At 67.1% G+C, this 13,191-nt stretch carries 12 protein-coding genes; 5 read left to right on the top strand and 7 right to left on the bottom strand.

Going from position 1 to position 13,191, the window contains the following annotated elements; translation table 11 throughout:
* Positions 1-70 precede the first annotated feature (70 nt).
* From NS6_RS04715 to NS6_RS04705, 3 genes are all read right to left on the bottom strand, one after another.
* Positions 71-523, bottom strand: a complete 453-nt coding sequence (locus NS6_RS04715) for a PadR family transcriptional regulator (RefSeq protein WP_084470734.1) — start codon at positions 521-523, stop codon at positions 71-73.
* Between the two features lie 128 nt (positions 524-651).
* A complete protein-coding gene (locus tag NS6_RS04710; RefSeq protein ID WP_068036822.1) occupies positions 652-2,397 on the bottom strand; it encodes a precorrin-2 C(20)-methyltransferase in 1,746 nt (581 codons plus the stop codon).
* Positions 2,394-3,029: a precorrin-8X methylmutase gene (locus tag NS6_RS04705; protein ID WP_068036820.1), complete on the bottom strand. Its 636-nt coding sequence runs from the start codon at positions 3,027-3,029 to the stop codon at positions 2,394-2,396. The genes NS6_RS04710 and NS6_RS04705 overlap by 4 nt, the downstream gene beginning before the upstream one ends.
* A 301-nt stretch (positions 3,030-3,330) precedes the next feature.
* Here NS6_RS04705 and NS6_RS36140 point away from each other — a divergent pair, with 301 nt between their 5' ends.
* Positions 3,331-3,987, top strand: a complete 657-nt coding sequence (locus NS6_RS36140; protein ID WP_281211388.1) for a CatB-related O-acetyltransferase — start codon at positions 3,331-3,333, stop codon at positions 3,985-3,987.
* 241 nt (positions 3,988-4,228) lie between these two features.
* The gene (locus NS6_RS04695; protein WP_245669126.1) at positions 4,229-4,840 is read left to right on the top strand and encodes a lipocalin family protein; all 612 of its coding nucleotides are present in this window, start codon (positions 4,229-4,231) and stop codon (positions 4,838-4,840) included.
* Between the two features lie 105 nt (positions 4,841-4,945).
* Here NS6_RS04695 and NS6_RS04690 read toward each other — a convergent pair whose 3' ends face one another.
* Complete coding sequence (locus tag NS6_RS04690) at positions 4,946-5,356, bottom strand: PPOX class F420-dependent oxidoreductase (protein WP_157112617.1); 411 nt, start codon at positions 5,354-5,356, stop codon at positions 4,946-4,948.
* A gap of 113 nt (positions 5,357-5,469) precedes the next feature.
* On the opposite strand from NS6_RS04690, the gene NS6_RS04685 reads away from it, so the two are divergent.
* Complete coding sequence (locus NS6_RS04685) at positions 5,470-5,895, top strand: nitroreductase family deazaflavin-dependent oxidoreductase (protein ID WP_068036811.1); 426 nt, start codon at positions 5,470-5,472, stop codon at positions 5,893-5,895.
* Positions 5,896-5,914: 19 nt separating this feature from the next.
* On the opposite strand, the gene NS6_RS04680 is transcribed toward NS6_RS04685, so the two are convergent.
* Positions 5,915-7,042, bottom strand: a complete 1,128-nt coding sequence (locus NS6_RS04680) for an NDMA-dependent alcohol dehydrogenase (RefSeq protein WP_068036809.1) — start codon at positions 7,040-7,042, stop codon at positions 5,915-5,917.
* 235 nt (positions 7,043-7,277) lie between these two features.
* Here NS6_RS04680 and NS6_RS04675 point away from each other — a divergent pair, with 235 nt between their 5' ends.
* On the top strand, positions 7,278-8,129 hold the full coding sequence (locus NS6_RS04675; protein WP_068036807.1) for an oxygenase MpaB family protein: 852 nt from the start codon (positions 7,278-7,280) through the stop codon (positions 8,127-8,129).
* A 177-nt stretch (positions 8,130-8,306) separates the two neighbouring features.
* Here the strand turns inward: NS6_RS04675 and cobG are convergent, their stop codons facing one another.
* Positions 8,307-9,491: a precorrin-3B synthase gene (gene cobG / locus NS6_RS04670; protein WP_068036805.1), complete on the bottom strand. Its 1,185-nt coding sequence runs from the start codon at positions 9,489-9,491 to the stop codon at positions 8,307-8,309.
* A gap of 516 nt (positions 9,492-10,007) precedes the next feature.
* Here cobG and NS6_RS04665 point away from each other — a divergent pair.
* Positions 10,008-11,447 carry a wax ester/triacylglycerol synthase family O-acyltransferase gene (locus tag NS6_RS04665; protein WP_245669125.1) on the top strand — a complete coding sequence of 480 codons (1,440 nt, stop codon included), beginning with the start codon at positions 10,008-10,010 and terminating at the stop codon, positions 11,445-11,447.
* A gap of 37 nt (positions 11,448-11,484) precedes the next feature.
* Here NS6_RS04665 and NS6_RS04660 read toward each other — a convergent pair whose 3' ends face one another.
* On the bottom strand, positions 11,485-12,510 hold the full coding sequence (locus NS6_RS04660; RefSeq protein ID WP_068036800.1) for an alpha/beta hydrolase: 1,026 nt from the start codon (positions 12,508-12,510) through the stop codon (positions 11,485-11,487).
* Positions 12,511-13,191: the final 681 nt, after the last annotated feature.

Below are 13,191 nucleotides of genomic sequence, written 5' to 3'. Positions count from 1 at the left end.
GGCGCCTGAGCCCTACCGGAGACAGGCGGCTCGTCCGGGAAGCGGCGGAAAGTCGGCCGCGGCGCCGATCTCAGGGGTTCAGGAGCTCCGGTAACCGGTCGAACCACTCCAGAACAGCGCGTTCGTAACCGATCCCGAACTCCAGGGTGGCGCGCGCGTACGGGGGCATTGTCCGCGCCGAGTCGACCTGGTACCGGTCCAGCCGTTCCTGATGCACTTTTCGGCTGTTGTCGATGATGGCGGCCAGGTGCGCGCGGTCCAGATGACCGCCGAAATGCAGGGTGAGCAGCAGCGGGAATCGGATGGTCTCCGCGCCCGGATCGCGGGCGATCCACTCGGCGAACTCCGCGCGCCCGGCATCGGTGATCCGATACGGGGTGCGTTCCCGGGCACCGGCTTCCCCTTTCAGCACCAGACCCGCCGCGTCCATGGTGGCCAGTTCCCGGTAGACCTGACTCTGGGTGATGGTCCAGAAATCGCCGATCCGTTCCTGAGCGAGAGTCACCAGATCCCATCCGGACATCGGGCCCTCGTGCAGGAAACCCAGCAAAGAGGCGGCCGTGGAGTTCAATGGCCGCTTCCGATTGCCGTTCACCGCGTGACCCCTTTCTCCGACGTTATTCCATAGTGGAATGCTATCGGATCGAGGCTTCAGCCGTGATATCGCCGTGCCGTGAAAACCCGCAGCGCGTCGTCGCCACCGACCACGGAGGTGGTGGAGGCGCCGATGATCAGCAGGGTACGCATATCCACCTCGGCGGGATCGAGCTCGCCGAGCGGCACCACTCGCACCGACTCCTGTGGACCTCCGACATCGCGTCCGAGTACCACCGGAGTTTCCGGCGTGCGGTGCTCGAGCAGGATGTCCTTCATCGCCCCGACCTGCCAGCTGCGTTTACTGGACGCCGGGTTGTACACCGCGATCGCCATATCGGCGGCGGCGACCGCGGCCAGCCGTCGCGCCACCACCTCCCACGGTTTCAGCCGATCCGACAGCGAGAGGGTCGCGTAATCGTGGCCCAGGGGTGCGCCCACCCGGCTGGCCACGGCATTCGCTGCCGTCACCCCCGGCAGCACCCGCACCGGCACCCCCGCCCACTGCGGGTCGGCGGATTCTTCGAGCACCGCGGCCGCCATGGCGAACACCCCGGGATCACCGGAGGACACCACGGCCACCCGCCCGCCCCGCGCAGCGAGATCCAGAGCCATCGCGGCGCGTTCGGATTCCACCCGGTTATCGCTGGCGTGGCGGCGCTGGCCGGCGCGCACGGGGACCCGGTCGATATAGGTGGTGTAGCCGACGAGATCGGTCGCAGCGGTGAGCGCCGCGGTGACTTCCGGGGTGGTCCATGCGATATCGCCCGGGCCGAGTCCGACGACGACGACCTCACCCGTGCCCGTTCCGGATTGCGCCGTAAGTCCCGGTTCGCGGCGTAAGTTGTGGGCTTCGGATGCGGAGCTCGGGCCGGCGCCGGTCGGCGCTGTTGTCCGTTCGCCGTCGTCGCCGGTCTGCCGGTCCTGAGTCGACCGGCCGCTGTCGAAGTTTGTGCCGGGAGCCGTGGCCGGTTCGGCGGTCACCCCCCCTGTGCCGGCGGAGTGCAGGCCGTGGCCCGCGCCGGTTTCCTCCGACGGCGTCGCCCCGAAACGTTCGGCCGCGGGCAGTACGGTCGTCGGTTCCGGCCCCGGCACGATGGTGATCGCGAAATAAGGGACCTGTGATTCGTCGACATCGCCGGCGGCCAGAACGCGTTCACGGCCGGTGCTTGCTCGTTCCACGTAGTAGGCGCGGTCGAGCCGGCCGGAGTCGGCCAGCGCCTTACGGACGGCCGGATAGGTGCGGCCGAGTTTCATGATCGCGGCCGCATCGCTGTCGGCGAGCCGGCGGGTGAGTTCGTCCGGTGCCATGGTGCCGGGCAGCACGGTGAGAACCTGTTCGCCTTCGACGAGCGGCGTACCCAGGGCTGCTGTCGCCGCGCTCACCGAGGTGATACCCGGAATGATCTCCGCCTCGAACCGGCCGGCCAGCCGCCGGTGCATATGCATATAGGAGCTGTAGAACAGCGGATCCCCCGCAGCCAGCAGTGCCACCGAGCGACCCGCCGCCAGATGCGTGGCCAGCCGCTCGGCGGCCGCGGCATAGAACTCGTCGATGGCGCCCTGATAGCCGCCCGGATGGTCGGTGCTCTCGGTGGTCACCGGATAGATCAGATGCTCCTCGAGCTGACCCGGCCGCATATACGGTTGCGCGATCCCGCGCGAAATACTGCGCCCGTGGCGGGCGCTGTGAAACGCGATCACATCGGCCTCGGCGATGATCCGCGCCGCTTTCACCGTCACCAGTTCGGGGTCCCCGGGCCCCAGCCCGACACCCCAGAGTTTCCCGGTCCGCACGGTCATTCCTCTTCGCTCGCGATTGCGTTCAGAGCCGAGGCGGTGATTGCGCTGCCGCCGCGCCGCCCGCGGACCGTCAGGTATTGCAGACCCGAGACCTCCGTAAGGGCTTCCTTGGATTCGGCGGCGCCGACGAAGCCCACCGGGATGCCCAGCACAGCAGCGGGTGTGGGGCCACCGGCCGCGACCATGTCCAGCAGGTGGAACAGTGCGGTCGGCGCGTTTCCGATGGCCACCACGGCCCCCTCGAGGCGGTCACGCCACAGTTCCAGCGCGGCCGCCGATCGGGTGGTTCGGAGCCGGGCCGCGAGATCGGGGACCCGCGGGTCGCGCAGCAGGCACAGCACCTCGTTGTCGGCCGGTAACCGCATCCGGGTGACGCCCGAGGCCACCATGTTCGCGTCGCACAGGATGGGAGCACCGCCTTGCAGGGCACTCCGCGCAGCCGCCACCACGCCGGGCGTGAACGCGATATCGCCCGCCAGATCGACCTGGCCGCAGCCGTGGATCATCCGCACCACCACCTGCGCGATATCCGCCGGAAACCGATCCAGTTCGGCTTCGGAGCGAATGATCGAGAACGATCGGCGATAGATCTCGGCCGCGTCGGTGAGATAGCCGGTGCGTGTGTCGGGCATGGGCACACCTTATGCCGGGCGGCACCGGCCGGGCAGGTCTGGGTCGGACCGCACGAACCGGTGCCTGTGCGCGTGCGTCGCCGGTTCTGTGTCCGCGGCGCGCGGCTGTCGGGCCCGGGGAATATCCCGCCTCACCCGGTCGGGATCGACCTCGGCCAGGCCGCGGACGCGCCATGGCCGGATGGCCGACCGGCCGCGGGTTCGCGCGCCGGCTCGACCGGGTATCGGCGCTGCTCCGTAGAGTCGGCACGGTCGGCTCGCGCCCCAGCGGCCGTTATCGGTGCGAAATAGGGAGGAAGCATTGGCTGCGCCCGATCCGATGCAATTACATCCATCCACTCGTCCGGACCTGACGAATGTGGTGTTCCTGGCGAATCAGGTCGACTCCCCGTTCCTCGAGGTGGGTGCGTTCACCTACTTCGACGACGAGGGCAGCGGTGTGCCGTTCCAGGAAGCCAATGTCCTCTACAACTACGGCCCGCAACGGCTGGTGATCGGCCGGTTCACTGCGATCGCGCCCCGCGCGACCTTCCTGATGCCCGGGGGCAACCATCCCATGGTCGGCCCGTCCACCTACCCGTTCACCATGTTCGGTGGTGCGTGGACGGAGAACACACTCGAGGTTTTCACCGCGATCGAGCCGCTGCCCGATACGGTGATCGGCAACGATGTATGGATCGGCCGGTCGGCCACGATCATGCCCGGGGTGCGCATCGGCGACGGCGCCGTGGTCGCCGCGCATTCGGTGGTGACCAAGGATGTCGAACCGTATGCGATCGTGGCGGGTAATCCCGCCCGCGCCATCCGGACCCGCTTCACACCCGACGAGGTCGAGACGCTGCTGCGGGCCCGGTGGTGGGACTGGCCCGCCGAGGTGATCACCGAGCACGCCGCTCTCATCATGGGCGGTACTCCGGACGGCCTGCTGGCTGTGACGGAGACGCTCGGAACGGCGTGAGCCGCGTGGTCGGGGCGGGGTTCATTCGCCGACCGATACGAGCGCCGGACCTTGTTGTCGCTGTCCTCCTCGGCATCGCCGGAGTCCAGATCGAGGTGCACACACCGGCGGGGTCGAGTGCCTGACGCAGCCGGGTACCCATCTCGTCGCCGAGATAGTTGTGAGGCAGATCCAGGCTGCGGATCACCGCAGCTCACGACTCCGTACGATGGCCCCATCCGCCGATTCACGAGGAGCCACCGTGACCACGTATCGCGCAGTCCATCGCATTCTCGGCTTCATCTCCGCAGTCGTCGCCGCGGCCGCGCTGACCGCCGGCACTGCCGTCGCCCAGCCGCCGCCCACCGGCCCGGCACCTGTACCTGCCCTGGACCTGGACCGGTATCTCGGCACCTGGAACCAGCTCGCGGCCGTCCCGCAGCCTTTCAATCTGGAATGCGCCCGGGACACCCGCGCCGAGTACACACCGGACCCGCAGGGAAATATCGCGGTGTACAACCGGTGTACGACGTGGACGGGCGGTACCAACGAAATCCGGGGTACCGCGAAGGTCAACGATCCCTTCACCCAGGCACAGCTGCACGTGAGTTTCCCGGGTGTGCCCGGTCAGGACTCGATCGACGGGCCGACCAACTACATCGTCACCGCGCTCGCTCCCGACTACTCCTGGGCGGTGATCACCGACCCGAGCCGGCTCTCCGGTTTTGTGCTTGCGCGCGGGGCGGCACTCGACGCCCCGGCCTGGCGGCAGGTGCGTACCGCGATCGAAGCGTCCGGACAGAGTCCGTGCATCTACCTCACTTCACCGACCACCGGCGGCATACCGGATATCGCTCCGCTGTGCCTGCGCTGAAATGCGCGCCCTGCCACGGAGGAAGGTTGCGGGGGCCGGGCCTTCCGGACCGAATCCGCGCACACGTCGACTCGTTTCGTGACAGCGGCGATTGCTTCCCCGGTTTCAGCGCCGCAACGCCGGTAGTCCTTCCGGAACGTCGATTTCCAGCCCCACTGCCCGCCCGCCGTGGCGGCGGAAACGGCCCAGCAGAGTCGTGAGTACGAACACCCGGAACTTGTTGCCGTACTTGGCTGTCAGCGCGCGCTTCGCCGTGCCTACCCGGTCGGCGGGCAGTACCCGGGCGGCTCCGGCTCGCCAGGGGCCCGTCGGCGTGCCGTCGAATGTGCTGCGTGCGACATCGACCTGGGAATTCGCGCGAATCCGCCGGACCTTCCAGGACCGGCCCGGTGTGTACCCGTACCAGCGGCCGCCGGCGGGTGCCAGCCAGATCGGGGTGCTCACCGGCGAACCGTCGGCGCGGTAGGTGCGCAATGCGAAGAACTGGTCGCCGTCGGGATCGTTGCTGAACGCCATGAACACCAGTGTGGCAACCGCGGAACGTCGAATACTCACATGCAGGCCGAGGGCTCCGCGCCACACGTCGGCGCTGCCGGGCGTGGCGGGGTATCCGACGGCATAATCCCACTATGGCCGACAACTGGAATACACAGATCATCGAGGAATTCCGGGCGAACGAGGGCCGCGTCGGAGGGCCTTTCGAGGGCGCGCCGATGCTGCTGGTGCATCACCGCGGCCGCAGAACCGGGCGCGAATCCGTGACGCCGACGATGTACCTGCCCGACGAGCAGAACCCCGGTGACCTCATCTACATATTCGCCAGTAAGGCAGGTGCCCCCACCGACCCGGACTGGTACTACAACCTCACCGCGGCCGGGCAGGCCACTGTGGAGCGCGGTACCGAGACCTACCCGGTCACCGTCGCCGAGGTATCGGGTGCAGAGCGGGACCGGATCTATGCCGAACAAGCCCGCCGCTACCCGGGTTTCGCCGAATACGAGGAGAAGGCCCGCGGGATCCGTACGATTCCGGTGCTCGCCCTTCGGCGCGCATGATGTCCGGCGGGCGCCACGGTTACCGGTCGGCGTCGGTGTAGCGGATGATGCCGCGGATATTGCGTCCGGCGAGCATGTCCTGATAGCCCTCGTTGATCTCGTCGAGCCGGTATTGCCGGGTGACCATATCGTCGAGATTCAGTTTGCCCACCTGGTACATCGACAGCAGATGCGGGATGTCGTAATGCGGGTTGCCGCCGCCGAAGATGGTGCCCTGCAGGTTCTTCTGCAGCAGCGAGAGCATGGACAGGTTCAGTGTGGCCTGGTTCTCGGTGAGACTGCCCATGGCGGTGAGTACACAGGTGCCCGCCTTGGCGGTGATCCCCATCCAGCTGTCGACCTCTTCGCCGTGCACTTCACCCACGGTGACGATCACCTTTTTTGCCATCCCGCCCCAGGTGATCTCCGCGCACGCGGCGGTCGCCTCCTCGATGGTGGCGTAGGCGTGGGTCGCGCCGAATTTCAGCGCCTGCTCGCGCTTCCACGGCACCGGGTCGACCGTGAAGATGTATCGCGCACCGGCGTGGACGGCGCCCTGTAGTGCCGAGATGCCCACCCCGCCCAGGCCGATGATCGCGACATCGTCGCCCGGCCGGATATCGGCCGTGCGTACTGCCGACCCGTAGCCAGTGGTGACACCGCAGCCCACCAGGCAGGCGACCTCGAACGGGATCGACGGATCGATCTTCACCACCGAGCTCTCGTGCACCACCATGTACGGGGAGAAGGTGCCCAGCAGTGCCATCGGGTAGACATCCTGGCCGCGGGCCTGGATCCGGAACGACCCGTCGGTCACCGAGGTGCCCGCGAGCAGTAGCGCGCCCAGATCGCAGAGGTTGCGCAAGCCGGCCTGGCACGACCGGCATTTCCCGCAGGAGGGGATGAAGGACAGCACCACGTGATCGCCCACCGCGAGGTCCTCGACCGCCTCGCCGACCTCGATGACCTTGCCTGCGCCCTCGTGACCGCCGAGGACGGGGAAACCCATCATCGGGATACCGCCGGTGACCAGGTGGTGGTCGGAATGGCACATCCCCGCGGCCTCGAGCTGGACTTTGACCTCGTGTTTACGAGGGTCGCCGATTTCGATCTCCTCGATCTGCCACGGCTGGTTGAATTCCCAGATGAGAGCGCCTTTGGTCTTCATCGTGTACTCGCTTTCTCAGCGCCCCGGGCCCGCCGCGCCGCCGGGAGATGGGCTCCGAACTCATATGAACAACTGTATGGACAAGCGTCCGGACAACGATACGACAAAGTGGCTCCGGTGGGGTCGCTATTCGCCGAGTCCGGAGTGCTTCGGCACCCCGGGGGGACGAGAGGTTGAGATGGTGAACTAATGTCCGTCTCATAGCTTCATCTCGGAGATAGAAGGAGATCGGACCATGGGTGCTCCGAACACCGCCGTCCCGTCCGCCCCGGCCGGCGCGCCGATCGGCCCCGGTTCGCTGACCTGGAAATACGCCGGCGATCTGCGGAACATGCTGTTCCTCGGCCGCACCGGCATCCTGCAGAACATGCATCCAGCGGTCGGCGCGGCACTGCAGGACCATTCGGACTTCTTCGCCGATCCCTGGGATCGCCTGATCCGTTCCCTGCCGCAGATCCAGGGCATGATCTACGACGCCGATGCCGAGGCTCGAGCCGGTCGCGTCCGCGACTATCACCGCCCACTGAAGGGCACCGACTCCCGTGGCGAGCGCTACCACGCGCTGAACCCCGACGTGTACTGGTGGACCCACGCCACGTTCGTCGAACTCACCCTCGCCCTCAACGAGCATTTCGGCACCCCGCTGACCACCGAGGAGAAAGATCAGCTGATCGCCGAAGGGGTCACCTGGTGGCGGATGTATGGACTGTCCGACCGGGTGCTGGTCGCGAATTACGCCGAGTTCGAGGAATATTGGCACCGCACCATCGACGAGGTGCTGGAATCCAACGCCACCACCGATTTCGCGCTCCGCCTCGGCAGTGTCCGTATCCCGGCCGTGCCGGGTATCCCGGAACCGGTGTGGTCGGTGATCTGGCGGCCGGTCATGGCGTTCAATGTGTGGCTGGCCAATGCGCTCATGCCCGAACGAGCCCGGGAAATCCTGGACCTGCGCTGGAGCCCGCTCGACCGGAAGCTCTTCGGCTTGGTCGCGACAACAGTGCGGACGGTCTGGCCGCTGCTCCCGGAGCGTCTGCGCTACGCGCCGCGTGCCTACGCCGGAATCAAACGGGTACGCGGCGCCTGAGCCGAGTGCTGCGGCCACCGTCCGGCCGGATAGCTCCGGGTGTTGTTGCCTGATACAGGACACGTGCAGACTCGGGTCGATCGCACGCGATGATCACGGTGCGGGGTGAACGGCACCCCGGCCGGCGCTGACCGAGCGTGCAGTGCGGGATCGAAATCGGGGTGGTAAAGACGGGTTTCAGTTGCTGGGGGAGACGACCCGGTAACCACCCGGGGTAGCCGTCACCTCGGTGATCGACCCGGCCGGTCGCCCGCAGTGCCGGTCGCAACCGGACCAGTGTTGCCTGCCCGACGTCACCACCGCCGCCGCAGCGGGGACCGTATCGGCTTCGAGGGTTCGGGCAGCGGTGGTTCGGCCCGCTTCGACGGCGGCCGCAGCATCGGCGCGAATATCGGTATGCGATTTTGCGCACCCCGGGCGGCCGGTGCAGGCGGTGATCCGCAGCCACGGTGAGTCGGCGTCGAACAGTAGCCCCATCGGTGCCAGTACCCGGACCACCTGCTCGGCCGGTCCGTCGCCGAGATCGGTGATCACCAGGCTGCGCCACGGGGTGAGCAGGATCGGGCGTTCGATCGCGGCCAGGAATTCGGCGATGCGGGCGGACAGGGAACCCAGGCGCACACCGGCGCCGAGTGCGACCAGCCCGTCGTCCTGCGGGAGCCAGCCGATGGGCGGATCGGCTGTTTCGGCGAACTCCAGACGTTCGGTGCCGGGGGCGCGACCAAGCAGGGCGGTGAGACGTTCGATGCCGTCGTCGATCTCCTGGAGACGCCACTGGCCGGTCCCGAGCTCCAGGAAGCCGTGTGCGGCGGCCGCCAAGGTCTCGACCGCCTCGCCGGCCGAGACCCGGACTCCGCTGTCGCGGCCGGCGAGCAACAGTGCGAAACGGTCGTCGCCGAGGCCGTGTATCCCGATATCAGGGCGTAGGCCGCTCACATCACCGCGGCCGTCGTCCACCGTGAACAGCACTCGCCCGGGAAGACCGGCCAGCCGCGGGGAGTCGAGCAGGCGGGCATCGAGCGCCGTCACCAGCGGCCGGATATCGAGGTGCGGGCCGATCCGCCCGGACAGTGGGGAAGCGATGATATTGCGAATGCGCTCGTGGGTCCGGCTCGGCAAGAGCCCTGCGTTGCCCAATAGGTCCGCGAGTGCGCCGGCGTCGCGTACCCGCCGCAACTGAACATTGCCGCGGGAGGTCAGTTCGATGTTTCCGTCGCCGAGCCGGTGCGCGGCCTCCGCCAGCGTCCGAAGCTGCCCGGGTGCGAGTCGCCCGCCGGGTATGCGGACGCGCGCCAGCGGTCCGTCGGCGGCCTCGTGCAGCTGGAGGACGCCGGGGCAGGAATCGGCGGTGGTACGTGACATATCCGGATCAGGATACGAGGTCCCTGCCGAGTGCCCGGCGTCTACCGTCCCGACCCGGCTCCATATCCGGAGCCACGTGCCCGCCGGTTCGGATCCAGTGAAACCGTGGTGTTCGAGCTGATGAACTGTAGCTAATATTCAGCAAATGCGTGTTTTCGCGTGTGTCGCAGTGTCCCGGACACTCACCGGGCTCCGGCGGTGCCGGGCCGTCGGCGGCTCGGCCCGTGTCGGGGCCACCTGCTTCCGGGGGGTGCCGGAGGTGTGTGTGCGGGGTGGAGGCAGGCTCGCGGCGCGTTGATCCGGTTCTGAGTGCAGGGAACGGAAAAGGTGTTCCCGCGGGAATTTCGATCCGCTCGATGGTGGACTTTTGCCCATCGTTTCCCCGCTCTGAAATTTTGCTGCTCCAGAATATATCTGTTCCACCTCACCCCGGGCAGGATCGCGATAGTGTCGATCGGTCTGCCTGCTTTCCGCGGGCATTGTCGAGCACCACGAAATCGGTCCGTAGGAACAGGTATGAGCGCAGGAATGGAAAGCGCGGTCGACGCGGCCACGGCGAAAACCGCAGCGGTGACGGAACAGTTGGCGCCACGGGATGCCGTTTTCTGCTACGACGAAACCGACCGGCATCCCTCGACGATCGTCGCGGTCTACGTATTCGATTCCCGTGGGGCGGAATTGCTCGATACCGCCGCGGCGGTGCGCTGGGCGCAGGAGCGGGCAGGGCTCGCCCCGCTGTTCCGGCGCAGGCTGCGCCGGGTGCCGTTCGACCTGGACCTGCCCTACTGGGTTCCGGATCCGGCCTTCGATATTGCCGAACATGTACTTGTCGAACCGGCCGGTGTGGGCTGGGATGCGGTCCGGCGTCGGCTCGGGGAGATCACCGTGGCGCGAGTGGATCTCGATCGTCCACCGTGGAAGTTCCATTTCTTCGATCGAGTACACGGGGTACCGGGTGCACCCGGGCCGGCAACGATACTGGTGCTGAAGTTTCACCACAGTGCCGGTGACGGGGTGGCGACCCGAGAGCTGGAAGCCCAACTGTTCAGCGGGCGAACGGCCCCGGCCGTACCGGGCGGCGCGCCCTGGCGGTCACCGGTCGTGGGCATGCGTGCTGCACTACTGTTTCCCTACCGCTTGGCGTGTTTCGTGACCGGCCTGCGGCGCGCCGGGACGGCCCGGACCGAAGTGCGTGCCCGGGCCGCAGCCGGGCTGCTGGACGAACCGTTGCCCATCCGGCCTGCCACCCGGTTCAATCGCCCGGCCGGCCCCGGCCGTACGGTCGACCAGGTGACGCTGGCGTTGTCCGAGGTCAAGGCTGTGTGCGCCCGTTGCGCAGAGCGTACGACCGTCAACGATGTGATGCTGACCGTCGTATCCGGCGCGCTGGCCGCCTACCTCGGCGAGAAGCAGGAAACTCCGCCGGATTCGCTGGCCGCCATGGTGCCGATATCGATGCGCGGTATTGCGGAGTGGGCTTCGGCGAACCGACTCAGTCAGATGGCCGTCGACCTGCACACCGGCGTCACCGATCCAGCGGCCAGGCTGGCGGCGATCCGGGAATCGGTTCGCCGGGAACGCCGCCGCAATATCGATCCGGCGGTTCTGCGGTACGCCGCCCGGGTGGAAACTTCGCCGGCCTGGTTGTTGCGGCTGGCCGGCTGGGCTCGAGCCCAGCGGTCGTTCGCCGAAGTCGACTCGATTCCGCTGAGCAACACCACCATCAGCAATGTCCCGCCCACCGGCGACGGCTTGGCCTTCCGCGGTGCTCCGCTGCTGCGCGCATTCGGCGTGCTGCCGGTTCTGGACGGTGACGGTTTGCGGCATCTCGTCTCCTCGCAGGGCGACGAATTGGTGATCACGTTCCAGGCGGATTCGGCGATGATGCCCGACTCCGAGCGCTACCGGGAACTGCTGGCGCAGTCGTTCCGCGACCTGGTCGAAGCCCTCGGATGAGGGCCGGGTTTCCGGATACCGCCCCGCGGACCCGGAATCAGGTACCCAGCGCCGCGGCCAGCAGTGGCCAGGAACGATGCAGATCGTCCTCCCAGTACCCCCAGGAATGAGTCCCGGACGGTCGCAGCTCGAAGACGATATCGGTGCGGCCCAGCTCGTGGGTGCGCTGCTGTAGTGCGCGGGTGCAGTAATCGGCCGCGGCCTCGATCCCGCCGCCGACCAGCAGCTGGTTCCACAGCATCTTCTCGTTCCCGCGTAGCCGCGGGTCCGTCGCTGTGTCGTGCAGGCCGGGTAGTCCGCTGCCGCTGGAGATGTACATAGGGATATCGGGGAGCCGGTCGGCCTGCAAATAGGGGTCGTGCTCCTGCCAGTCCGGACCACCGATCGGGCCCCACATGTTCTCGGAGTCACCGCCCCCCAGGCTGACGACCAAGGTGACGAAGGCCTGCCCCAGTGGATCGCTGGTCATTGCGCAGCCACTGTATGCGGCCGCAGCGCGATACAGTTCGGGCGCGCGGATGGTGAGGTCGAGAACTGAGGTCGCGGCCATCGAGATACCGGCAATCGCATTGGCGCCGGTGGTTCCGAAGGCGGCATCGACGACCGGTGGCAGCTCCTCGGTGAGGAAGGTCGCCCACATATTGCGACCGTTGTTCCCGAGTTTTTCCGCCAACCCGGCATCGGGCTGCTGCCAATCGGTGTAGTAGCTGAAGGCGCCTTCCAGCGGAATAACGACATTCACGTGTTTGTCCGCGAAGAATCCGGCCGCATCGGTTTGTGCCGACCAGCTGGCGGCGTCTTCACCGCCACCTGCGCCGTTCAGTAGGTAAAGGGTGGGCGCAGGCGTTCGGGTATCGGCCGGTCGCAGCACCTGGAGGGCGATATCGCGCTGCATGGAGGGGGAGTGCACCGTGATCTCGAGTGAGCGTCCGGTGCCGGGTGTGCGGGAGACGATGGACGCGTCGGGATCGGCGGTCGTGGTAGCCGCGGTGCCGAGTGACAGGAGGGCAGCCGAAGCGAGCAGAACAACTGCCCGCCGGGGGCCCCGCAGGAGTGAATTCATTTGCGCCTCTGAAGTAATGTCCGGCGGAGGCCCGGCCGCGGAACGCGCCTGGCCGGACGGAATGCAGGGGTACGCCATGGCTCATGGCGGAGGGGTCCATCCGTCATATCGGATGGACCCCTCGTCAGGTCCCGGATCTACTTGCCGGGGGCGGGCGTGCCACCGCTGAGTGTGACCAGGGCATTCACCAGACTGGTGCCGAGTCCACCGGCGCTGGCGGTGCCCATGCCCAGAATTTCCATGAGGGATCCCATGTGTTTCTCCTTGTATCACTGGAAAGCGGAATTCCGGCGGAATTCCGATGAATGAATGGTTTGCTCAGTCGCGAATCATGCGATGATGGCTTCGAGTGAACCGAGGAACACATCGAAGAGACCGTCGCCCGCTACGGCCGATCCGAGAGCCGGAATCAGTGCCATGAGCAGATCGCTCAACGAACCCATGGTGAATCTCCTTCGGAGGGTTGAAGCGCCCTCTCCGTCGTGGACTGCACGCCGTGAGGGCGGTCACGGCCGGTGCGGCCGATGGTGACCCAGGCAACATAGCAAGCGTCCAATTTTCCCGCAACGAATTCCTCTAAATTCGCTCACTTCTCGCGGGCAAATATCTGGCAATCATGCGGGACGCTGTCTGGGCTACCGAATCCCAGGAACCACCGGCGGCTTCCGACCCGACCACGAA

Source organism: Nocardia speluncae NBRC 108251 (assembly GCF_001613245.1).
Classification (GTDB): Bacteria; Actinomycetota; Actinomycetes; order Mycobacteriales; family Mycobacteriaceae; genus Nocardia; species Nocardia speluncae.
This window is presented reverse-complemented; position numbering and strand designations above follow the sequence as displayed.

Bases quoted from the DNA above. Each gene is read 5' to 3' on its own strand.
- NS6_RS04715 (WP_084470734.1), bottom strand. From the start codon at position 523: ATGTCCGGATGGGATCTGGTGACTCTCGCTCAGGAACGGATCGGCGAT.
- NS6_RS04710 (WP_068036822.1), bottom strand. From the start codon at position 2,397: ATGACCGTGCGGACCGGGAAACTCTGGGGTGTCGGGCTGGGGCCCGGG.
- NS6_RS04705 (WP_068036820.1), bottom strand. From the start codon at position 3,029: ATGCCCGACACACGCACCGGCTATCTCACCGACGCGGCCGAGATCTAT.
- NS6_RS04690 (WP_157112617.1), bottom strand. From the start codon at position 5,356: ATGGCGTTCAGCAACGATCCCGACGGCGACCAGTTCTTCGCATTGCGC.
- NS6_RS04685 (WP_068036811.1), top strand. From the start codon at position 5,470: ATGGCCGACAACTGGAATACACAGATCATCGAGGAATTCCGGGCGAAC.
- NS6_RS04680 (WP_068036809.1), bottom strand. From the start codon at position 7,042: ATGAAGACCAAAGGCGCTCTCATCTGGGAATTCAACCAGCCGTGGCAG.
- NS6_RS04675 (WP_068036807.1), top strand. From the start codon at position 7,278: ATGGGTGCTCCGAACACCGCCGTCCCGTCCGCCCCGGCCGGCGCGCCG.
- cobG (WP_068036805.1), bottom strand. From the start codon at position 9,491: ATGTCACGTACCACCGCCGATTCCTGCCCCGGCGTCCTCCAGCTGCAC.
- NS6_RS04665 (WP_245669125.1), top strand. From the start codon at position 10,008: ATGAGCGCAGGAATGGAAAGCGCGGTCGACGCGGCCACGGCGAAAACC.
- NS6_RS04660 (WP_068036800.1), bottom strand. From the start codon at position 12,510: ATGAATTCACTCCTGCGGGGCCCCCGGCGGGCAGTTGTTCTGCTCGCT.